Below are 22055 nucleotides of genomic sequence, written 5' to 3' on the forward strand. Positions count from 1 at the left end.
ATGAAAAAAAGTTATCAGTTATCAGGATATACATTACATGTAATTCCAAGTAAGAAGTTCAAAAATATAACAATGTCATTAAAATTAGAGAATATATTAACTAAGGAAAATGTAACTAAAAGGTCATTATTAGCATTTATGCTAACAGGGGGGACTGAAAAATATCCTTCTACACAAGCTTTATCTAGTCATTTAGAAGATTTATATGGAATGAACTTTGGAACTAATTTAGCAACAAAGGGATTAGGACAAGTATTAAATATTTCAAGTGTATGTATTAATGAAGCTTTTTTGCCATATCAAGAGGATCTATTAAAACAGCAAATTAAATTATTTAGTGATGTTCTTTATCATCCTAATGTTCAAAATGGTAAATTTGATGAACAAACTTTTAATATAAAGAAAAAGGAATTAAGAGAACGATTAATTGTTCAAAATGATGATAAATTTATGTATGGTTTAAATCAATTATTTAAAAACATGGGTGAGGGGGGATTTTTATCAATTAGTAATAATGGATATATTGAGGAATTAGATAAAATTACTAATGAAGAATTATATCAATATTTATTACAATCAATTAAAGAAGATGTGAAAAATTTATATGTTGTTGGTGATGTGGATGAAAGTATTGTTGATGTATTTAAAGAAAATTTAAGTTTTTCAACAAATCCATCATTAATTCCAGTTGTAACTAATTTTAATTCTACTAAAACTAAAGTGCTTGAGATAATTGAAAGACAAGATATAACTCAATCTAAATTAAACTTAGGATACGTAGTAGATTGTAATTTTTTGGATGAGACAACTTATGCAATGACTGTTTTTAATGCAATTTTTGGTGGTTTTTCACAATCTAGATTATTTAAAGTCGTTAGAGAAAAGCACAGTCTTTGTTATTATATATCATCTAGTTATGGTGCATTTAGTGGTATCATGACAGTTAATGCTGGAATTGAAGGTAGTGATTATCAAAAAGCAAAACAGTTAATTGATGAGGAATTAAAGAATATTCAAAATGGTGATTTTAGTGATGATGAAATAAATTTAGCTAAATTAATGTTGAAAAGTTCACTTACTAAAACTAAAGATGAGCCAATGAGTTTAATTACATTAGCTTATAATCGTGATTTAACAGGCAAACAAGAATCAAATGAAGAATATCTTGACAAGATATTAAAGGTTACTAGGGAAGAAATAATTGCAGCAAGTAAAAAGGTGCATTTAGATACTATCTTCTTGCTTACAGGGAGTGATAAATAATGGAAAAATTATATTTTAAAACACTAAAAGAAACTTTGTATCATGAAACAATGGATAATGGTTTAGAAGTATTCTTACTTCCAAAACCTGATTTTGAAAAAACTTATGGTTTATTTACAACAAAATTTGGTGCTATTGATACAACCTTTGTCCCAATTAATCAAGATGAGATGATCAAGGTCGAAGATGGAATCGCTCATTTTCTTGAACATAAAATGTTTGATATGAATGGTAGTGATGCTTCAGATGAGTTTGCTAAACTTGGTGCAAGTACAAATGCTTTCACTTCATCAAGTCGTACTGCTTATTTATTTAGCACTACTACAAATGAATATCCATGTATTGAATTATTGTTAGACTTTGTTCAAAAATTAGAAATCACACCTGATAGTGTTGAAAAAGAAAAAGGTATTATTGGTCAAGAAATTAAAATGTATGATGATGATCCTGATTGGCGTGTTTATTTTGGTTCAATTCAAAATTTATACTGTAATCATCCTGTAGCTGTAGATATTGCTGGAACTGTAGAAACAGTAAACAATACTACTAAAGAAATGTTAGAACTCTGTTATAATACTTTCTATCATCCTAGTAATATGATGCTTTTTGTAGTTGGAAATATTGAAGCTGATAAAGCAATTTCTGTTATTAAGGAAAACCAGGCTAAAAAAGACTTTGAAGCAGCTAAAGAAATTGTTTGTCAAAAAAATATTGAGCCTTGTAATATCAAGACAAAAGAAGAAATATTGACAATGGATGTAGAGATGAATAAGATCATTGTTTCAATTAAAATAAATGAAATTTTAAATGATCCTAAACAAAAAATAAGACGTGAATTAGCAATTAATTTATTATTTGATTTATTATTTTCAAAAAGCGCTAAATTATACAATGAATGGCTTAACAAAGGAATAATTAATGATTCTTTTAGTGCTAACTTTACTCAAGAACGTGATTATGCTTTTATCCAAATTGGCTGTGATTGTGATGATTATCAAATTCTAAAAGATCATTTATTTAATTTGATTGAAAATTTTAAAGATATAGAAATTTCTAAAGATGATTTTGAACGAATTAAAAAGAAAAATATAGGTTTATTTATTAATTTATTTAATGGTCCAGAGAGTATTGCTAATTTATTTAGTCGTTATTATTTTGAAGGTACTAATGCATTGAATTTAGTAGATGAAATTGCCAAGATTACTCTTGATGATATTTATGAGATGTTTAAATATTTTGATTTAGAATATACAAGTACATGTATAGTTAAGAAAAAGTGAAATTATGTCAAATAACAAGCATGAATAATTGTTGACACTTGCTATGCTTGTGTTATAATAATTTTGGTTAGAGAGTAAATAAATTTCCACATCATAGATAAGGGAACCTGATTTAAATCACGGTGTTGAAAACCTATCATAGAATAGGGATCCTAAAGTGAATTTAAAGGTACCCACCTGTAATTAACAGGGAAATATCTAAAGCTCTCTACCTTTTTTCATATAAGGAGAAGAATAAAATGAGTGGTATAGATCCTAAATTGATTGCAAGAATCAATGAATTAGCAAAAAAGAAAAAAGAGGGTACAATTACATCTTTAGAATTAAAAGAACAAGAAAAGTTACGTCAAGAATATTTAAAAGCATTTAGAAGTGGTTTTAAACAACAATTGATGGGAATTAAAGTAGTTGATACTAAGGGAAATGATATAACTCCTCAAAAATTAAAAGATGAAAAATCAAAAAATTAAAGATATTTATAGAAACTTATTCAAATTTAGACATTTTTGTGTATAATAAGAATAAGTTTTTTATGTGCAAAAGGAGAATTAGAAATAAATGGAAACATCGACTTTATCAATCGCAGCTATACGTGCATTAGGTATCGATACTATTAATAAAGCCAATTCTGGACATCCAGGTATGGTTTTAGGTTCAGCACCTGCTGTATATACACTATTTACTAAGGAAATGAATTTTTACCATAAGCAGTCAAAATGGTTTAATCGAGATCGTTTTGTTTTGGCTTCTGGACATGCTTCAGCTTTGTTATATACAACGCTGCATTTATCAGGTTATCAAATTTCAATGGATGATCTAAAAAACTTTAGACAGTGGAATTCAATAACTCCAGGTCATCCAGAGTGCAATATTACTGATGGAGTAGATGCTTCATCTGGACCTCTTGGCCAAGGAATTCCTATGGCTGCAGGGATGGCATTAGCAGAAAAATTTTTAGCTGCTAAATATAATCGTGAAGGTTATGAAATAGTAGATCACTATACATTTGCTTTATGTGGTGATGGAGATATGCAAGAAGGGGTAACTTATGAAGCTGCATCATTAGCTGGACATCTTTCACTTGGAAAGTTAATTGTTTTATACGATGCTAATCAAATTACTCTTGATGGGCCTTTATCAATGTCATTTAGTGAAGATGTAAAAAAACGCTATGAAGCAATTGGATGGCAAGTAATCAATGTTAAAGATGGTAATGATATTAACGAAATTCAAAAAGCTATTCGTAAAGGAAAAAAAGAATTGTATAAACCTACTTTAATTATTGTTAATACTGTAATTGGTTATGGTTCAAGTAATCAGGGTACAAATAAAGTCCATGGTAATCCATTAGGTAAAGAAGATGGAAAAAATGCTAAATTATCTTATGGCTTCGATCATGAAGAATTTTATGTGCCAGAAGAAGTCTATGATGATTTTGCTAATACATGTATTAAAAGAGGAAAAAATCGTTTTAATAAATGGAGTCGTTTATTAAAAGAATATGAAAAAGCATATCCTGAATTAGCTAAAGAACTGCAAAGAGCTATTAATGGTGAATATTCTTTAGATATTGAAGAAATCACTAAAAAATACGTACCTGGATTTAATGACGCTACTAGAAATACTTCTCTTGAGCTGATTCAAGAAGCTGCTAAGCAAAATCCTACTTTTATGTCAGGGACAGCAGATTTGGCTTGTTCAACAAAAACGGAGATTATTGGTGAAAATTCATTTAGTGTTGAAAATTATGATGGCCGTAATTTGGTTTTTGGAATTCGTGAATTTGCAATGGTTGCCATGATGAATGGTATAACTTTACATACTGGTATAAAAGTATCAGCAGGAGGATTCTTAGTATTCTCTGATTATTTTAAAGCAGCTCTAAGAATGGCTGGATTAATGGAATTACCAATTATTATTCCACTTTCACATGATTCGATTGCAGTAGGTGAAGATGGACCAACCCATCAGCCAGTTGAACAATTAGTAATGCTTCGCTCAATTCCAAATGTTCAAGTTTTAAGACCAGCTGATGCTATTGAAACTGCTGCATCTTGGAAGATTGCAATGGAATCAAGCAAGAATCCAACTGCAATTATTTTAACAAGACAAAATGTCGCAACTATGGAACAAACTTCATGTGATGGTGTGAGTAAAGGCGCTTACATTGTTGGTAAAGAAGTTAATAAACTTGATGCAATTATTATTGCTTCAGGTAGTGAAGTTAGTTTAGCAATGGAAGCTAAAACAATTTTGTTAAATGAAAATATTGATGTTCGTGTAGTTTCTATGCCATCAATGGAATTATTTGAAAAACAAGATGATTCATATAAAGAAATGATTCTTCCTAAAAATACTAGAGCACGTTTAGCAATTGAAATGGCTAGTGATTTTGGTTGGCATAAATATGTTGGTTTAGATGGTAAAACAATGTCAGTAAATACATTTGGAGCAAGTGCCCCAGCTGATGTTGTAATTGAAAATTATGGTTTTACAGTTAATAATGTTGTAAAAAATATTAAAGAAATTTTATAAAGTGATGATTTTTCATCACTTTTTATTTATTTTTAAACATAATATGACAATTTCTATCATTTAATCTTGATAAAATGATAGGGGTGATAAAAATGAATACATATAAAATATATAAAATAAATCCAAATGTTAAAGATTTATTAAATCAATATCCAGAAATTAAAGAAAAAATTATTGAATTAGAACCTAAAAATATCTTTTTTACTAAACAAATGGAATGTCTTTTTAATAATAATGATGGTGTTAGTGACTTTATTGAATACAAACTAAATGAACGCTATGATTATTTGCGAGAAAGAAATACTCATATTATAAAAAATCAATTAACAAAAGAAAAAATCACATGTACTGTTTTTGATTATTATATAATTATTGAAGCAACCAAAAAATCCAATATATTCTTAGATATTTTGTATCAAATTTCCAAAAGTTATGTTATAATGAGTGAGCAAGTAAAAAATTTGGAGGTATAACTATGGTCTTAAATATAATTATAGGTGTAATTATTGGGGCAATTATCGGTTTCTTTGGAGCTCGTTATATGTTTAAAAAACAATTACGAAAAAATCCACCAATTAATGAAAAAATGATTCGTGCAATGTATATGGAAATGGGTCGTAAACCTAGTGAAACGCAAATTAGAAAAATTATGGCATCAGTCATGTCACAATACAAATAAGGGGAAGAGACCCTTATTTTTACTTTATGAAAATATTTATTACTAGACATTCAAAAACATTGTGGAATCAAGAAAAGAAACTTCAAGGATGGAAAGATTCGCCATTAACAAAAGAAGGAATCAATGATGCTTTATTACTAAAAAAGAGAATTAAAGATATATCAATCGATTATTGTTATAGTAGCCCAATTAATCGTGCTAAACAAACAAGTGAAATATTATTTGATCATGTTATCTTAGATGATCGTTTAAAAGAAATGAATTTTGGTATATATGAAGGTAAAAATATAGCAGAATTATTAAATGATAAACAGTATGATGATTTATGGAACCATCCTGATGATGATACAAGATTACCTGGCGGGGAATCATATAAAGAGGTTCAAAAAAGATTGTTAGATTTTATTGATGAAATATATAAAAAATATAGTGATAAAACTATTTTTATTACTATACATGGAATGTTATTTATTATTTTACATGGCTTGATGTTAGGATATAAAACATGTGATCTAATTAAAATCAATCAACATGTTGTTCGTGGCTGTTCTTTAAGTGAAGTTGAATATGATGGAGAAAAGTTTACTATTAAATATATTGGAGATGATTCTCATTTAGCAACCAAAGAAATTATTAGCTATAAATAATTGAAAAATTATTGTAAATAAAATAGTCATATCAAATTGATATGACTATTTTATTTACATCCAGCTTATTTTACTTTCAGTTCCTTGTTTAACTCGCTTTAAATTCTCGCAATGGCGGTAAACTAGTAATAAGATTATTCCTGCTGTAGCTAATTTACCAATTAATGATATATCTAAAAATGGAGTGGCTACTAAAACAGATAAAGAAGCTAATACTGATGATAGTGATACATATTTACTAATCTTCAATACTATAAAGAAAACTACTAAAGCAAGTATAGCACCTAAAGGGTTCACTGCTATAAAATAACCAATAGCAGTAGAAACAGCCTTTCCACCTTTGAAGTTAGCAAAAACTGGATAACAGTGACCAATAACACAGAATAAGGCACATATGTAAGGTGTATCTTCATTTAATGATAATAAAGAACAAAAATATCTAGTTAAAAACATTACTAGCAATGCCTTTGAAGCATCAAGAATAATAACTAAAACACCCGCTTTTTTTCCTAAAACTCTTCCAGTATTAGTTCCTCCTAAATTCCCTGATCCGTAGTTTCTAACATCTGTTTTATAAAAAAGTCTTCCAATTACTAATGCAAAAGGAATTGATCCATAAAGATATGCAAGAATTATTAAAAATATTGAAATCATAATTATCACCTGACACTTATTATATATTATTAGACCAAAAAAGCAATCTTTTTATCCCTTTCTTGTGTTAATGAAAGATTAATATGATAGAATTATAAATGATTATTTTTTAATAAACTGTTAAAAATACAATAACCTTTGAAAAAAAGCAACAATTTAGTTATAATGACAAAAGTGATTAAAGGAGGCAATTTATTATATGGCAGCTAAAAGTAATTATAATGAATCAAATATCCAAATTCTAGAAGGGCTTGAAGCAGTTAGAAAAAGACCTGGAATGTATATTGGTTCAACTGATGCTAGGGGATTACATCATTTAGTATGGGAAATTGTTGATAATGCAATTGATGAAGCTCTTTCAGGATTCGGTGATAATATCCAGGTAGTAATCTGTAAAGATAATAGTATTGAAGTTAGTGATCATGGACGTGGAATGCCAACAGGAATGCATGCTTCAGGAAGACCTGCTACAGAAGTTATTTTAACAATCCTGCATGCTGGAGGGAAATTTAATGAAGATGGTGGTTATAAAACATCAGGTGGTCTTCATGGTGTAGGAGCATCTGTTGTCAATGCTTTATCTTCATGGTTAGAGGTAACAATTTATCGTGAAGGTAAGATATGGTCACAAAGATTTGAAAATGGTGGAAGCAAAATTGGTAAACTTAAAGTAATTGGTAAAACAAATAAGACAGGAACAACAATTCATTTTTTACCTGATACTAATATTTTTTCAGTTCATGAATATAATTTTTCTACAATTAGTGAAAGATTAATGGAAAGTGCTTTTTTATTAAAGGGGATTAAAATTGATTTAAAGGATGAACGAAATAATAAAGAAGTATCTTATCAATATGATAATGGTTTAACTGCTTTTGTTGAATATTTAAATTATGAAAAAGAAATATTAAATCCAATTATTAATATTGAAGGTACTAATAATGGAATCGAAGTAGATGTGGCAATGCAATTTACAGCTGGTTATCAAGAGAATACATTATCTTTTGTTAATTTAGTTAGAACAGGTGACGGTGGAACACATGAAACTGGGTTTAGAGTTGCATTAACAAGAACTTTTAATGAATATGCACGTAAATATGGATTATTAAAGGAAAAAGATAAAAATTTAGAAGGAAATGATGTTCGTGAGGGGCTTTCAGCTATTATATCAATAAAAGTACCTGAACATTTTCTGCAATTTGAAGGACAAACTAAATCTAAATTAGGTACTCCTGAAGCCCGTAATGTAGTTGATAATGTTGTATATGAAAAATTATCTTTTTATCTTGAAGAAAATAAAGAAACTGCCGATACTTTAGTTAAAAAGATGATTAAAGCTGCTCAAGTTCGTGATGCGGCTAGAAAAGCTCGTGAAGCTGCAAGAAAAGGTAAAGGTTCTAAACAAGAACGTATTTTAAGTGGTAAATTAGCTCCTGCTCAATCAAAGGATAAAAAGCGTAAAGAGCTTTACTTAGTCGAAGGGGATTCGGCTGGTGGAAGTGCAAAACAAGGACGTGATCGTAAATATCAGGCAATTTTACCTTTACGAGGTAAAGTTGTTAATACTGAAAAAGCAGCGATGAGTGACATTTTAAAAAATGAAGAAATTGCAACTATCATTAATACAATTGGAGCTGGGGTTGGAGCTGATTTTAATGAAAAAGATAGCAATTATAGTAAAGTTATCATTATGACAGATGCTGATACTGATGGGGCTCATATACAAATACTTTTATTAACTTTTTTCTATCGTTATATGAGAGAACTAATTATTGCTGGAAAAGTCTATATTGCTTTACCACCTTTATATAAAATCTCTAAGAAAAATGGTAAAAAAGAAGATGCTATCTATGCCTGGGAAGACGACGAGTTAGAAGAAGCAAAAAAGAAAATAGGTCGGGGATATAATATTCAGCGTTATAAAGGACTAGGAGAAATGAATGCTAATCAGCTTTGGGAGACTACTATGAATCCCGAAACTCGAACTTTAATTCAAGTATCTATAGATGATGCAGCAATTGTTGAAAGACGAGTTTCTGTATTGATGGGAGACAAAGTTGAACCGCGACGAGAATGGATTGAGCAAAATGTTCAATTCACTTTAGAAGATAATTTTGCAATTGATTAAGGAGAAATAAAGCGTGGATAAAAAAATAATTATGTCATTAGAAACCATCATGGGCGATCGTTTTGCTAAATATTCTAAATATATTATTCAAGACCGAGCTTTGCCAGATGTTCGTGATGGTTTAAAACCTGTACAGCGAAGAATTCTTTACTCGATGTATAAAGAAGGTAATTTGTATACTAAACCATATCGTAAATCAGCTAAAACAGTTGGTAATGTAATTGGTAATTACCATCCTCATGGAGATACCTCTGTTTATGATGCTATGGTGCGTTTATCACAAGATTGGAAAATGCGTGCTCCATTAGTTGATATGCAAGGTAATAATGGTTCTATTGATAATGATCCAGCTGCAGCAATGCGTTATACAGAAGCCCGTCTTTCAGCAATCGCAGTTGAATTATTAAAAGATTTAGATAAAGAAACTGTTTTAATGTCACTGAACTTTGATGATACTGAATATGAACCAACGGTTTTACCAGCTGCTTATCCAAATTTGTTGATTAATGGAGCAACTGGTATTTCAGCAGGATATGCAACAGATATTCCACCTCATAATTTAGAAGAAGTAATTGAGGCAACTATATATCGAATCAAACATTCTAACTGTACACTAGAAAAAATTATGGAATTTATAAAAGGTCCTGATTTTCCAACAGGTGCAATAGTTGAAGGAAAACAAGGAATATTAAATGCCTTTAAAACAGGACGAGGAAAAGTAATTGTTCGAAGTAAAACTGAGATTTTAGAAGAAAAAGCAATGAACAAGATCATTGTTACTGAAATTCCGTATGAAGTAAATAAGGCTGAATTAGTTAGAAAAATTGATGAAATTCGTTTTAATCGAAGCATTGATGGAATAATAGAGGTTCGTGATGAATCTGATCGTAATGGACTTAGAATCGTAGTTGATTTAAAAAAAGATATTTCTGTGCAAAATACATTAAACTATTTATATAAAAATACCGATTTACAAAAAAATTATAATTATAATATGGTTGCTATTAAAGATAAACGACCTGTATTAATGGGAATCATTGATATCTTAGATGGTTATATTGATCATCAAATAGATGTAGTTACAAGAAGCTCGATTTATGATTTAAATAAAGCAAGAGATCGTAAACATATTGTTGAAGGATTAATTAAAGCTATATCTATTTTAGATGATGTTGTAAAAACTATTCGTCAATCTAAAGATAAAAGTGATGCAAAAAATAATTTAATTATTAAATTTGATTTTAGTGAAAAACAAGCTGAAGCAATTGTTATGTTACAATTATATCGATTAACCAATACTGATATTGTAACATTAGAAAATGAAAATACTGAATTAGATGAAAAGATTACATATTTAAATAACATTTTAGAAAGTGACGATGTTTTAAGAAAAGTAATCATTGATCAACTAAAATCAATTAAGAAAAAATATCCAATGCCTAGATTATCAAAAATTCGTGATGAAATTCAAGAAATTAAAATAGATGAAAAGGCCATGATCTTATCTGAAGATATTAACATTTCTATTACACGTGATGGTTATATTAAAAGAATTAGTAATCGTTCTATAAAAGCAAGTGAAGGAACACCTTTTGGTAAAAAAGAGAATGATTATTTAATATCAATGTATCAAGCTAACACATTAGATCATTTATTATTATTTACTGATGCTGGTAATTATTTATTTGTACCAGTACATAAAATTGAAGAGTTTAAATGGAAAGATGCTGGTAAACATATTAGTTATTTAGTTAAAGTCAGTTCAAATGAAAAAATTATTGGCAGTATTTTAGTAAAAGATTTTAATCTTCCTTTATATGTAATGTTAGCTACTAAAAATGGTCAAATCAAACGAACTTTATTAAAAGATTTTGAAGTTTCTCGTTACTCTAAACCACTAAAATGTATGGGATTAAAAAATGATGATAAAGTAATTGGAGTCAAATTAACTGATAATAATCAAGGTATCATTTTAACTACTAAGGCTGGTTATGGAGCAATGTATTCAGAACAAGAAATATCTATAACAGGAGTTAAGGCTTCAGGGGTTAAAGCTATTAATCTTAGAAATGATGAACTAGTAAGTTTAAATATTTTTGATCCAATGACTAATTGTTCTTTAATGATAGTTAGTGAAAATGCAGGAATCAAACGAATTAAAGTGGGAGACATTATACCATGTAATCGTGCTACAAAAGGTTCATTGTTATATAAAAATCCTAAATCTAAAATTATCTATACAAAAAAAGCTATAGTTGTTGATAATCAACAAAAAATAGTTATAACTCTAAATGATCAATCGACATTTGAATTTAAAGCTACAGATTACAATTATGCTTCTTTAGACCAAAAACCTACAGCTTTTACAAAACTTACTGATGGTGAATTTATTGAAGATATTTATCTAAATGAAGCAATTTCAACTGATCTTTATAATTTACATGTGGCAAAAGATATTTCGCCAAGTTTTTTTGAACAACCTAAAGAAAAAACACTGTTAGATGAAGTTGATGAATCTATAGTTGAAAGTAAACCATCTAAAAAGATTACTTCTTCTATGAAAAAAACCAAACCTGTTAAGTATGAAAAAATTAGTCTTGAAGATATTTTAAAAGAAGAAGAATTTTAAAATATCTTAACAGTTTAAACCGTAAAAATAATTTTACGGTTTTTCTTTCATATGTTCTTTTAGTAACTTTATTAGGGCTCTTTTTTCAAGACGTGATACATAGGAACGAGAAATATTTAATTTTTTAGCAATTTCTTTTTGGGTATATTTTTTTGTGTTATTTAAGCCATAACGCATAATTAAAGTTTCTTTTTCTCGTGGCTCTAAAATTTTGAAATAAGTAGTAAATTTATCTAAAGTATCCTTTTTATCAACGATATCTATAAATTCTTCTTGTTGATCTGCAATAATATCACCAAGTACAATTTCACTACCATCTTTATCAATTCCAATTGTTTCATTTAATGAAACATCTAGATTTGTTTTTTTATTTGTTCTTAAATGCATTAAAATTTCATTTTCGATACATCTTGATGCATAAGTAGCTAGTTTTGTTTTATGATTCTGTTTATAACTATCTACAGCTTTAATTAAACCTATTGTTCCAATCGAAATTAAATCTTCTTGTAAATCTTTGCTATTTTCATATTTTTTAGCGATATGAGCAACTAAACGTAGATTTCTTTCTATTAAAATATTTCGTGCTTCTTTATCGCCATTAAAAAACAATTCTAGATATTTTTCTTCTTCCTTTGCAGTTAAAGGGATTTCAAAAGATTTTGATTTTATATATGATAGAAAAAAACCATTGGTTAATAATGAGAACAATATTGAAAACATGAATTTCACCCCTGATACATATATATTGTAAATCTTTTATTTTAGGACAAAATATTTATAAATTGTTCATTTTATTTACTTTAAAAGTAATACAAAATAGGGTACAATGGGTATAGTTTGAAAAGGAGAATATATGAGTGAAGAAATAAGATGTTTTGGCTGTGGGGCCATAATTCAAAGTGATGATGAAAAAAAGATTGGTTTTGTTCCTAAAAATGCTTTGAATAATGATAAGGTTTTATGCAAGCGATGTTTTCGTTTAAAGAATTATCATGAACTACAAAAAACCAATCTTACAAGTGATGATTTTTTAAATATTCTTCAAGAAATTGGAAATCATGACTGTTTAGTTGTTTATTTAATTGATCTTTTTGATTTTAATGGAAGTTTGATAAGTGGTTTACCACGTCACTTAAACAATAATGATATTTTAGTAGTAGGAAATAAACGTGATGTTTTACCAAAATCTTTAAAAGATATTAAAATAATTCATTGGTTACGAAGACAATTAAAAGAAATTGGAATTAAACCAATTGATGTATTATTATCGAGTGGAGTAAAAAATTATAATTTAGATCTATTGATTAATAAAATCAATGAATATCGACATGGTCGTAATGTCTATATCGTTGGTGTTACAAATGTTGGAAAGTCTTCATTAATAAATGCCTTGTTAAAACATTATGGAACTGGTGATGATACTTTAATTACAACTAGTGAATTTCCTGGCACAACACTAGATCTAATTGAAATACCATTAGATAATCAAAGTTATTTGTATGATTCACCTGGTATAATTAATCCTCATCAGATGGCGCATTTAGTTAAAACTGAAGATTTAAAAACAATTATACCAAAGAATGAACTAAGACCTATTAATTATCAATTGAATGATAAACAAACTTTGTATTTTGGAGGTCTAGCAAGAATGGATTTTATAAAAGGAAAACATTGTTCTTTTACATGTTATTTTCCTAAATTATTGAAAATTCATCGTACTAAACTAGAAAAAAGTGATGATCTTTATAATCGTCACTTAACTTTAAAGCCAGAGATAGAAACAATTAAAAATATTAGCGAAATGAATACTTACAATTTTAAACTACCTGATTATAAAGTTGATTTGGTAATTTCTGGTTTAGGATTTATCAGTGTAAACTGTCCTGATGGAAATGTGAGGGTTTATGTACCTAAAGGTGTTGGGGTATTTATTAGAGAAGCGTTAATTTAGAAAGGAATATAGTGATGTTAACAGGTAAACAAAAAAGATATTTAAGAGGATTAGGACATAATCTTAATGCTATTTTTCAAATTGGAAAAGATGGTGTTCATCAAAATCAAATTGAAGGAATTGATGATGCATTAGAAGCTCATGAATTAATTAAAATAAAGATTTTAGAATCTTGCAGTGAATCAAAAAATGAGGTTGCAATTGAAATTAGTATGAAAACAAAAGCTGATGTTGTTCAGATATTGGGAAGAACGATTTTATTATATCGTCCAAGTGAAAAAGGAATATATAAATTGCCATGATAAAAATTGGGATTTTTGGAGGAAGTTTTGATCCAATCCATCGCTCTCATATTCGTGTAATTGAAGAAGCCTTAAGACAGTTACAACTAGATAAAATATTAGTTATTCCAACGGCAAATAATCCTTGGAAGGACTCAGTTGGCGCTACTAAAAAACAACGTTTACAGATGTTGGAGATTGCATTACAACGATATCGTAATGTAGAAATTTGTCGTTATGAAATTGATCAAGATGGAAATGATAAAAATTATACTATTGATACAATTAATCATTTAAAAACAATCTACCCTAAAGAACAGCTTTATTTTATTATGGGAATGGATCAGGCTAGTCTATTTCATAAATGGAAAGATGCAAAGATAATAAGTGAATTAGTATCATTAGTAGTATTTGAACGAATTGGTTATCAAACAAACAAAAATTTAAATAAATATAATTTTATTAAATTAGAATTAATTGCAAGTGACGATGCAAGTAGTGATATAAGAAATGGAAAGCTTCATGCTTTATTACCTGAAGTTTTAAAATATATTGTGATTAATGGAATTTATTTGGAAACAATCGTTAAAACTAAAATGTCAAACAAAAGATATTTACATACTATAAGTATGGCAAAATTAGCTAAGGAAATTGCTAAAAGTAATGGATTAAATGAAACAAAAGCATATGTTGCTGGAATGTTACATGATATTGCTAAAGAAATGCCACATGATCAAGCTTTATCTTTAATGAAGAAGTATTTTCCTGATTATATTGATAAGCCTGAGGCAATTTGGCATCAATGGCTATCAGCATATTTAGCTAAAACAGAATATTTAGTTGATGATCCAGAAATTTTACAAGCAATTAGACATCATACAACTGCTTCAATTAATATGTCAAAATTAGATATGTGTATATATGAAGCTGATAAATATGATCCAAGTCGTGATTTTGATTCTTCTAAAGAAATAGCTTTATGTAAAAAGGATGTTATAGCTGGATTTAAATTATGTTTAAAAGATTTTTATGATTTTTCAATGAAAAAAAATCGTGAAATAGATAATTGTTTTTTTGAAATTTATAATAAATATGTAGAAGGAGATATTAATGAATAAGTTAGAAATTATTATAAAAGCTTTAGATGATAAATTAGCAAAGGATATTGTAGCTATTGATATGCAGATGGCTAGTCCGATTTTTGATACATTTATAATATGTTCAGCTACTAGTGAACGTTTAATGAGCGCTCTTAGAGACAGTGTTGAAGAAAGCATGGATAAAAATGGTTTTGTAGTTAAAAAAATAGAAGGACGTCGTAATAGTAAATGGTTATTAATGGATTATGGAGATATAATTGTCCATATCTTTGATGAAAATGAAAGAGAAAGCTATAATTTAGAGAAACTATGGTCTGATATGCCAAGAATTGATGTTTCTGAGTATTTAAAATAATGTCATATGAAAATTTTGCTTATTATTATGATAGTTTAATGGACGAACAGTTTTATCTTGATTATTACAATTTTATAAATGAACATGCTGATTTCAAGAGTATTTTAGAACTTGGGTGTGGTACTGGAGAAATTGCCATTCGTCTTGCTAAGGATAATAAAGAAATATATGCTACTGATCTATCAAAAGACATGTTAGAAGTAGCACGATTAAAAGCTTTAGATGCAAATGTTAATTTAATGCTTGGGCGTGTTGATATGACTGATTTTAAAACAGATAAAGCAGTAGATTTAATTCTGTGTTTATGTGATTCAATTAATTATGTTTTAAGTAAGAAAAAAGTATTTCAAACTTTTAAAAATGTTTATGAATCTTTAAAATATAATGGCACTTTTATTTTTGATGTTGATAGTCTTTATAAAATGGATTATATTCTTGATGGTTATTTTGAAGAAGAAGATGCAGAAGACTTTTATTTTAAATGGTCAGTTAAAAAAGTTGCTTTAGGAAAAGTAGAACATTTTGTAGAAATAATTGACAAAGAAAATAATGAGCACATAAAAGAGATTCATCTTCAACAAACTTATAGCATTGAAGAATATTTAACAATGCTTAAAAAAGCTGGATTTAATGATATTGAATATTATGGTGAATTTGAAAAATATCATGATGAATCACAAAGAATTATTTTTATTTGCCATAAAAGAAGGGATAGTAAATAAATGATTGGAATAATTGGTGCAATGGAAGAAGAAGTTGCCGCTATTAAAGAGTATATGCATATTATAGATACAAAAAATATTCTTGATTGTATCTTTTATCAAGGAATGATTGAAAATAAAGAAGTAGTGTTATTACAAGGCGGAGTTGGAAAAGTCAATGCTGCTATATGTACTACTTTATTGTTAACTAATTATCAAATTGATATGGTCATAAATATTGGTTCTGCTGGAGGGCTTTGTTTAAAGCAGGAGGTTGGTGATATTGTTATTTCTAATGAGGTGTGTCAATATGATTTTGATATCACTGCATTTCCTAACCGTATATTAGGAGAAGTACCTGGTTTACCACCTCGAATTAAAGCTGATGAAGATTTAATAAATAAAGCTAAAATATTTTTAGAAAAATTAGATCTTAATTATGAAATCGGTTTAATTGTTTCTGGGGATAAATTTGTTGCTGATAATAAAACTGCTGAATATATAAAAAATAATTTTAAGGATGCTAAATGCTGTGAAATGGAAGCTGCTGCTATTGGACAAACATGTTATAAGTTTAAAACGAAATTTATTATTGCTCGTTCATTAAGTGATATTTTTGGTAAAGGTGATTCAGCAGTTCAATTTGATGAATATTTAAAAAAAGCCGCAAAAGCTTCTGCTAAGATGTGTGTGGCTCTAATTAAGGATTAGATAAATGAAAAAAATAGAATTATTAGCTCCAGCTGGTAGTTATGAGGCTTTGGTTGCAGCTGTTCAAAATGGTGCTAATGCAATTTATTTAGGTGGAAATGCATTTAGTGCCCGAGCTTTTGCTACTAATTTTAGTCGTGAGGAATTAAAAAAAGCTGTTATTTATGCACATTTAAGAAATGTTAAAATATATGTGACAGTTAATACATTATATGAAGATAATCAATTCGAAAATTTAAAAGATTATCTTTTGTTTTTAGCGGCAATAGATGTTGATGCCTTAATTATTCAAGATATTGGTTTAATGCATTTTGTAAAAAAATATTTTCCTGATTTTGAAATACATATGTCAACTCAAACAAGCATTTACAATCTTTCAGCTGTAAAATATTTTGAAGGGCTTGGAGTTGATAGAATTGTTTTAGCACGTGAAAATAGTATTGAAGAGATAAAAAATATTTGTAATAATACTGATTTAGATATTGAAGTATTTGTTCATGGGGCACTTTGTATGTCATATTCTGGACAATGTTTAATGTCTAGTATGATTGCTAAACGAAGCGGTAATAAAGGAGCATGTGGGCAGCCATGTAGATTAGCTTATAAATTAGAGAAAGATGGAAAAAATCTTGATAGTGTTCCAAGTTATTTGTTATCACCAAGAGATCTATGTACACTAGATAATATTGGTATCCTAATTGAAGCAGGAATTACTTCTTTTAAAATAGAAGGAAGAATGAAACGTCCAGAATATGTCGCAGTTATTGTTAAACAATATCGTGAAGCAATTGATGTCTATTTAAAAAAACAAGAGTTAAATGATGTTAATAATCGAATAATTGAAATGAAACAAATGTTTAATCGTGGTTTTACTAAGGGATATTTGTTACATGATAATAATTTTATGGCTAAAGAATATCCTGGTAATCGAGGAATTGATTTAGGAACTGTAGTAGATTATGACAAAAAAAGAAAAGTAGTCAAAATAAAACTATTAAATAGAGTTAAGCAAGGAGATCGAATCAGTTTTAAAAGTACTGATTTTGTAAGAACAATTACTAAACTATTTTTAAATCAAAAATTAGTAAACCAGGCTAATAAAAATAGTATTGTTGAAATTGAATTAAACACAGCAGTAAAAAAGGGAGAATCAGTCTATAAAATAATTGATATTGAATTAATTGAAAAAGCAAAAACAAGCTATCAAAAAGAGCAGATTAAAAATCCAATTACAATGCACTTTAGTGGTCATATAAATAATTATGCAACACTTAAAATATATTATCGAGACACTATAATTGAAATTAAATCAAATCAAGTTATTGAAGCTGCCACTAGTGCCCCTTTATCAAAGGAACGTATTAAAAATCAGTTAGCAAAACTTGGAAATACCATTTTTGTTGCTGAAAAGATTAATATAGAATTTCCTGAAAATGCTTTTTTAAGTCTCAAAGAAATTAATGAAATGCGACGACGGGCAATTGATAAATTAATTGTTTTATTAACATCTACTAAAAAACATAATATCAATATCGTAGAAAACAACAGAATTCTTACTAATAAAACAATTAAAGGTATTTATGTTCGTGTGCATTCATTAATACAATTAAATGCCTTAATTGATCAAGATATTAAAGGATATTATTTTCCTTTATCAAAACATCTGGATGAAGCTATTCAATTAGCTAAAAAGCATCAAAAAAAAGTCATTCCTTTTATTAATTTTTTAAATAATGAAAAACAGTTAATGAACTTTAAGAATAGTAATAGTTATCAAGAAATAGATGAGATTTTAGTTGGTGATTATGGTGCTTTAAAAATATTTAATGATAAAAAATGTATTTTAGATGCAACATTTAATCTTTATAATAGTTATGCTTTAGAACACTTCAAAGATTATAATGCTATTCTATCTTTAGAAATGAGTAAAAAGCAAATTAATAATTTAACTAATATCTCACAAAACATTACTATGATAGCTTATGGTAAAACTATTAATATGCATATAAAACATTGTTTAATTAGTGAGCATTATTTCAAAAGAAAAAAAATAGGATGTAATAAGTGCAAAGAAGGAAATTATAAATTAGTTGATCGTAAAGGGGAAAAATTTGAAATTCAAACTGATGAGTTATGTAATAATTTAATTTATAATAATCATTGTATATATATTAAGAATCTTGATACTTTAAAAGTAGATTACATTCTTCTATCTTTTTTAAACGAAGATGCTAAAACAGTAAAATTTATTTTTGAAGAATTTAAACATATCTTATCTGATGAAAATCGACAAATACCTGCTTTTATCAAGCATACGAGCGGATATTATAATGATTAATTATCAAATTTTATAAATTTTTATTATGCTTTGTCGAAAATAATTATAAAAATTCAAAATTTTATTGAAGAATAGTAAGGGAAATGCTAAAATTTATTTATTGGAGGTATGGAGATGATAGATAAAGATTTAGCAGCCAGATTAAAGTCGTATCGAAATTTCAAACACCTTACACAAAAAGAAGTAGCTAAGTATTTAAAGGTACCACATTCTGCTATATCTGACATTGAAAATGGAAAAAGAGATATAACAGTTGGAGAACTTAGGATTTTTTCTAATTTGTATGGTCGTAGTGTTGAAGAAATTATGAGTGGTAAAAAGTATGATTATTATAATATTGCTAATATCGCTCGACTTTTAACGGAATTACCTGATGAAGATTTAAAAGAAGTAATGTTTATTATTGAATATAAACGTAAACGTAATGAAGAAAGAGAAAAATAAGGTGAAATTTCACCTTATTTTAGTATTTTTTTTAAATTCTTCTAACACCAGTATGCCTTCTTCTAAAACTTTTTTACTACATTCCTCAAAAGTAATGCTATGATAAAATTTAACATCAACATAATTATTAACAATTTTAACAATTGCATATGTTCCAAACCCATAACTATTTCGATTTATCATTACACTACCAGGATTGATAATTAATTTATTATCAACTATATTATATGCTGGTACATGAGTATGTCCATGAAAAGCAATATCAAGATTATTTTTTTTCATATATGATATTAATTCTTCATTTCCATGATAAATATTAAAATTATTACCATGAGTAATTAAGCAATTATAATTTTCAACTTTAAAAACTATATTTGTATCAAAAACACCTGGTTTATCATGATTTCCTTTAACAACAAGATATTTATTTAAAAGAGGATCATTTTTCTCTAATGATGAATCTCCACAATGAATATAGTAATCCATATTAGGATAGTGATCGGTTATTTTTTTTAAAAGATCATTTTGTAGGTGAGTGTCACTTATAATCAAAAGTTGCATATATTTCACTTCCTTTGTTAATAATTTTACTATATTAGCTAAATATATTACTTTTTTATAAAAAATAATATCTAAATTAGTAAATTATATTGTTATAAATTATAGTGGAAAAATGATCTAAAATCAATTAGATACGAAAAAAAAGATTTAAGAAAGTGTTTACATCTTACAATATTCGTTGTAGAATTATAATAAGTAGAAAAAAGGAGTGAATTATAATATGAAAACTATTTTATTAGTGTGTTCAGCTGGTATGTCTACTAGCTTGTTAGTAACAAAAATGGAAAGCGCTGCTAAAGAAGCTGGTGTTGATTGTAAAATTTTCGCTTTACCTTTCTCTGATGCTCCAAGGGTATTGGAAGAAGTTGATTGTATATTACTTGGACCACAAGTTAGATTTCAAAAAGCTGCTATTGAAAAATTAGCTGCAGGACGTAAAGCAGGAGCTATTCCTGTAGATGTTATTGATATGAGAGATTATGGGACAATGAATGGTAAAGCTGTATTTGATACTGCAATGAAAATGATTGGTTAATAAAGCTGGATTAAGTTAAAAGTGGGAAAGCGGGCGTTTTTTATAATGCCCTTTTTATACGTATTTAATAAAGGAGAAAAATAGAATGAAAACAAGAATTATGTTAATATGTGCAGCTGGTATGTCTACTAGTTTATTAGTAACAAAAATGATTAAGGCAGCACAGGAATTAGGAGAAGAAGTAGAAATCTTTGCTTTACCTTTCAGTGAAGGTGAGAAAATTATTAGTACAGTTGACTGTATATTACTTGGACCACAAGTTAGATATGCTAAACCAGAAGTTGAAAAAGCTATTAAAGAAACTGGTAAAAATATTCCTTTTGATGTAATTGAAATGAAAGATTATGGAATGATGGATGGTAAAGCTGTTTATAATTTTGCTAAGAAACTAATGAATAAATAGTATATTCTTAATTTGAAACCGAAGACAGCAATATCATTAAGTTAAGAATTTAATGACAGTTGAGGAGTACATAATAATGTACCTCTCTTTTTTTATGATAAAATTATTTGAGTTTCTTTAAAAATGTATTGAATTACTGCATTAAGAAAATAGCTGAAGTTCTCTCATTCTTTTGTGAAAATCTTGCTGCTGATTTCACACGCAACAGAATACTTACTCTCGAAACGACTTTGAAAAATGTCATTTGTATAGAAATAGGTTCTTTAAAAGATGAACTTCTCAAACTCAATGATTTCTCTTTAAAAACTCCTACTGCTTCAGTATCTGTGTAGGCTAACACTATTTAATAGTTCCGATAAAAAAACTCATAGGGATAAATTATTTAAGAGTTATAGTCATAGATTACTGGCAATAGGTGGTAGTGAATTACCAATTGATAATACGATATATGATGAGAAAACTACATAGGACCAATCTATGGTATGAATTTCACTGCAAAGTTGAAAGATTTAAAATAACTGATGATACATATGAATGTATTATTATTAATCTTGATAGAGATGAATTCACCATGCTCTTTTATTTTGGTTTCAATTATCTTAATCTTGTTTTGTTATGTTATTAGTAAATAAGTTTGTAATATTTTTTGACTATTAACAGTAATATTTGATTATAAAAATTTGATTTCAAAAGTAATCCTCCTGATTATTTTGTATAAAATAATAGGAGGAAAATTATATGAGTGAAGTAATTAATCACCAAAATGATTTAGTTAAATTTAATAATGATCTTTTCTTTAAATATCTTCTTTCCAGAGATACTGCTGAATCTAGAATGTTAAGAAAGTACATCGTTAAACT

22 protein-coding genes are annotated in these 22055 nt (G+C 27.7%); 19 read left to right on the forward strand and 3 right to left on the reverse strand.

Annotated features, from left to right (window positions below; translation table 11 throughout):
- From yfmF to BMW96_RS00130, 7 genes are all read left to right on the forward strand, one after another.
- Nucleotides 1–1263 carry an EF-P 5-aminopentanol modification-associated protein YfmF gene (yfmF, locus tag BMW96_RS00095; protein WP_092351226.1) on the forward strand — a complete coding sequence of 421 codons (1263 nt, stop codon included), beginning with the start codon at nucleotides 1–3 and terminating at the stop codon, nucleotides 1261–1263.
- Nucleotides 1263–2543: an EF-P 5-aminopentanol modification-associated protein YfmH gene (gene yfmH / locus BMW96_RS00100; RefSeq protein WP_092351228.1), complete on the forward strand. Its 1281-nt coding sequence runs from the start codon at nucleotides 1263–1265 to the stop codon at nucleotides 2541–2543. The genes yfmF and yfmH overlap by 1 nt, the downstream gene beginning before the upstream one ends.
- A gap of 239 nt (nucleotides 2544–2782) precedes the next feature.
- A complete protein-coding gene (locus BMW96_RS00110; protein ID WP_092351230.1) occupies nucleotides 2783–3013 on the forward strand; it encodes a DUF896 domain-containing protein in 231 nt (76 codons plus the stop codon).
- Between the two features lie 88 nt (nucleotides 3014–3101).
- Nucleotides 3102–5078: a transketolase gene (gene tkt / locus BMW96_RS00115; RefSeq protein ID WP_092351232.1), complete on the forward strand. Its 1977-nt coding sequence runs from the start codon at nucleotides 3102–3104 to the stop codon at nucleotides 5076–5078.
- 92 nt (nucleotides 5079–5170) lie between these two features.
- Complete coding sequence (locus BMW96_RS00120; RefSeq protein WP_092351234.1) at nucleotides 5171–5551, forward strand: sporulation inhibitor of replication protein SirA; 381 nt, start codon at nucleotides 5171–5173, stop codon at nucleotides 5549–5551.
- Between the two features lie 2 nt (nucleotides 5552–5553).
- On the forward strand, nucleotides 5554–5757 hold the full coding sequence (locus BMW96_RS00125) for a YneF family protein (RefSeq protein WP_092351236.1): 204 nt from the start codon (nucleotides 5554–5556) through the stop codon (nucleotides 5755–5757).
- Nucleotides 5758–5783: 26 nt separating this feature from the next.
- Entirely contained in the window at nucleotides 5784–6404 is a 621-nt protein-coding gene (locus BMW96_RS00130; RefSeq protein WP_092351238.1) for a histidine phosphatase family protein, read from the forward strand.
- A 54-nt stretch (nucleotides 6405–6458) separates the two neighbouring features.
- On the opposite strand, the gene plsY is transcribed toward BMW96_RS00130, so the two are convergent.
- Nucleotides 6459–7067: a glycerol-3-phosphate 1-O-acyltransferase PlsY gene (gene plsY, locus BMW96_RS00135; protein ID WP_092351240.1), complete on the reverse strand. Its 609-nt coding sequence runs from the start codon at nucleotides 7065–7067 to the stop codon at nucleotides 6459–6461.
- Between the two features lie 190 nt (nucleotides 7068–7257).
- Between plsY and parE the strand changes: the two genes are divergently transcribed.
- The gene (gene parE / locus BMW96_RS00140; RefSeq protein WP_092351242.1) at nucleotides 7258–9186 is read left to right on the forward strand and encodes a DNA topoisomerase IV subunit B; all 1929 of its coding nucleotides are present in this window, start codon (nucleotides 7258–7260) and stop codon (nucleotides 9184–9186) included.
- A 13-nt stretch (nucleotides 9187–9199) separates the two neighbouring features.
- Complete coding sequence (parC, locus tag BMW96_RS00145) at nucleotides 9200–11815, forward strand: DNA topoisomerase IV subunit A (RefSeq protein ID WP_092351244.1); 2616 nt, start codon at nucleotides 9200–9202, stop codon at nucleotides 11813–11815.
- 33 nt (nucleotides 11816–11848) lie between these two features.
- Here the strand turns inward: parC and sigK are convergent, their stop codons facing one another.
- Nucleotides 11849–12535, reverse strand: a complete 687-nt coding sequence (sigK, locus tag BMW96_RS00150) for an RNA polymerase sporulation sigma factor SigK (RefSeq protein WP_092351246.1) — start codon at nucleotides 12533–12535, stop codon at nucleotides 11849–11851.
- Nucleotides 12536–12668: 133 nt separating this feature from the next.
- On the opposite strand from sigK, the gene yqeH reads away from it, so the two are divergent.
- From yqeH to BMW96_RS00190, 8 genes are all read left to right on the forward strand, one after another.
- On the forward strand, nucleotides 12669–13766 hold the full coding sequence (gene yqeH, locus BMW96_RS00155) for a ribosome biogenesis GTPase YqeH (protein ID WP_092351248.1): 1098 nt from the start codon (nucleotides 12669–12671) through the stop codon (nucleotides 13764–13766).
- A gap of 14 nt (nucleotides 13767–13780) precedes the next feature.
- On the forward strand, nucleotides 13781–14068 hold the full coding sequence (gene yhbY, locus BMW96_RS00160; protein ID WP_092351250.1) for a ribosome assembly RNA-binding protein YhbY: 288 nt from the start codon (nucleotides 13781–13783) through the stop codon (nucleotides 14066–14068).
- Nucleotides 14065–15165, forward strand: a complete 1101-nt coding sequence (locus tag BMW96_RS00165; RefSeq protein ID WP_092351252.1) for a nicotinate-nucleotide adenylyltransferase — start codon at nucleotides 14065–14067, stop codon at nucleotides 15163–15165. The genes yhbY and BMW96_RS00165 overlap by 4 nt, the downstream gene beginning before the upstream one ends.
- Nucleotides 15158–15502, forward strand: coding sequence for a ribosome silencing factor (gene rsfS, locus BMW96_RS00170; RefSeq protein WP_092351254.1), 345 nt, complete (start codon nucleotides 15158–15160; stop codon nucleotides 15500–15502). The genes BMW96_RS00165 and rsfS overlap by 8 nt, the downstream gene beginning before the upstream one ends.
- Complete coding sequence (locus BMW96_RS00175; protein WP_092351256.1) at nucleotides 15502–16224, forward strand: class I SAM-dependent DNA methyltransferase; 723 nt, start codon at nucleotides 15502–15504, stop codon at nucleotides 16222–16224. Before rsfS ends, BMW96_RS00175 begins: the two co-directional genes overlap by 1 nt.
- On the forward strand, nucleotides 16225–16914 hold the full coding sequence (locus tag BMW96_RS00180) for a 5'-methylthioadenosine/adenosylhomocysteine nucleosidase (RefSeq protein WP_092351258.1): 690 nt from the start codon (nucleotides 16225–16227) through the stop codon (nucleotides 16912–16914).
- A 4-nt stretch (nucleotides 16915–16918) separates the two neighbouring features.
- Nucleotides 16919–19252 (forward strand): U32 family peptidase, encoded by a 2334-nt coding sequence (locus BMW96_RS00185; protein WP_092351260.1) that lies wholly within the window; start codon nucleotides 16919–16921, stop codon nucleotides 19250–19252.
- Nucleotides 19253–19366: 114 nt separating this feature from the next.
- A complete protein-coding gene (locus tag BMW96_RS00190) occupies nucleotides 19367–19696 on the forward strand; it encodes a helix-turn-helix domain-containing protein (protein WP_092351262.1) in 330 nt (109 codons plus the stop codon).
- 9 nt (nucleotides 19697–19705) lie between these two features.
- Here the strand turns inward: BMW96_RS00190 and BMW96_RS00195 are convergent, their stop codons facing one another.
- Nucleotides 19706–20257, reverse strand: coding sequence for a YfcE family phosphodiesterase (locus BMW96_RS00195; RefSeq protein WP_092351264.1), 552 nt, complete (start codon nucleotides 20255–20257; stop codon nucleotides 19706–19708).
- A gap of 220 nt (nucleotides 20258–20477) precedes the next feature.
- Here BMW96_RS00195 and BMW96_RS00200 point away from each other — a divergent pair, with 220 nt between their 5' ends.
- Together BMW96_RS00200 and BMW96_RS00205 are read left to right on the forward strand one after the other, a co-directional pair.
- Nucleotides 20478–20792: a PTS sugar transporter subunit IIB gene (locus tag BMW96_RS00200; protein ID WP_092351266.1), complete on the forward strand. Its 315-nt coding sequence runs from the start codon at nucleotides 20478–20480 to the stop codon at nucleotides 20790–20792.
- An 85-nt stretch (nucleotides 20793–20877) separates the two neighbouring features.
- Nucleotides 20878–21195 carry a PTS sugar transporter subunit IIB gene (locus BMW96_RS00205; RefSeq protein WP_092351268.1) on the forward strand — a complete coding sequence of 106 codons (318 nt, stop codon included), beginning with the start codon at nucleotides 20878–20880 and terminating at the stop codon, nucleotides 21193–21195.
- The last annotated feature ends 860 nt before the right edge of the window (nucleotides 21196–22055 follow it).

Source organism: Thomasclavelia cocleata (assembly GCF_900102365.1).
GTDB classification, from domain to species: Bacteria; Bacillota_I; Bacilli_A; order Erysipelotrichales; family Coprobacillaceae; genus Thomasclavelia; species Thomasclavelia cocleata.

Coding starts and splice junctions, on each gene's coding strand:
- yfmF (WP_092351226.1), top strand. CDS start 1: ATGAAAAAAAGTTATCAGTTATCAGGATATACATTACATGTAATTCCA.
- yfmH (WP_092351228.1), top strand. CDS start 1,263: ATGGAAAAATTATATTTTAAAACACTAAAAGAAACTTTGTATCATGAA.
- BMW96_RS00110 (WP_092351230.1), top strand. CDS start 2,783: ATGAGTGGTATAGATCCTAAATTGATTGCAAGAATCAATGAATTAGCA.
- tkt (WP_092351232.1), top strand. CDS start 3,102: ATGGAAACATCGACTTTATCAATCGCAGCTATACGTGCATTAGGTATC.
- BMW96_RS00120 (WP_092351234.1), top strand. CDS start 5,171: ATGAATACATATAAAATATATAAAATAAATCCAAATGTTAAAGATTTA.
- BMW96_RS00125 (WP_092351236.1), top strand. CDS start 5,554: ATGGTCTTAAATATAATTATAGGTGTAATTATTGGGGCAATTATCGGT.
- BMW96_RS00130 (WP_092351238.1), top strand. CDS start 5,784: ATGAAAATATTTATTACTAGACATTCAAAAACATTGTGGAATCAAGAA.
- parE (WP_092351242.1), top strand. CDS start 7,258: ATGGCAGCTAAAAGTAATTATAATGAATCAAATATCCAAATTCTAGAA.
- sigK (WP_092351246.1), bottom strand. CDS start 12,535: ATGTTTTCAATATTGTTCTCATTATTAACCAATGGTTTTTTTCTATCA.
- yqeH (WP_092351248.1), top strand. CDS start 12,669: ATGAGTGAAGAAATAAGATGTTTTGGCTGTGGGGCCATAATTCAAAGT.
- yhbY (WP_092351250.1), top strand. CDS start 13,781: ATGTTAACAGGTAAACAAAAAAGATATTTAAGAGGATTAGGACATAAT.
- BMW96_RS00165 (WP_092351252.1), top strand. CDS start 14,065: ATGATAAAAATTGGGATTTTTGGAGGAAGTTTTGATCCAATCCATCGC.
- rsfS (WP_092351254.1), top strand. CDS start 15,158: ATGAATAAGTTAGAAATTATTATAAAAGCTTTAGATGATAAATTAGCA.
- BMW96_RS00175 (WP_092351256.1), top strand. CDS start 15,502: ATGTCATATGAAAATTTTGCTTATTATTATGATAGTTTAATGGACGAA.
- BMW96_RS00180 (WP_092351258.1), top strand. CDS start 16,225: ATGATTGGAATAATTGGTGCAATGGAAGAAGAAGTTGCCGCTATTAAA.
- BMW96_RS00185 (WP_092351260.1), top strand. CDS start 16,919: ATGAAAAAAATAGAATTATTAGCTCCAGCTGGTAGTTATGAGGCTTTG.
- BMW96_RS00190 (WP_092351262.1), top strand. CDS start 19,367: ATGATAGATAAAGATTTAGCAGCCAGATTAAAGTCGTATCGAAATTTC.
- BMW96_RS00195 (WP_092351264.1), bottom strand. CDS start 20,257: ATGCAACTTTTGATTATAAGTGACACTCACCTACAAAATGATCTTTTA.
- BMW96_RS00200 (WP_092351266.1), top strand. CDS start 20,478: ATGAAAACTATTTTATTAGTGTGTTCAGCTGGTATGTCTACTAGCTTG.
- BMW96_RS00205 (WP_092351268.1), top strand. CDS start 20,878: ATGAAAACAAGAATTATGTTAATATGTGCAGCTGGTATGTCTACTAGT.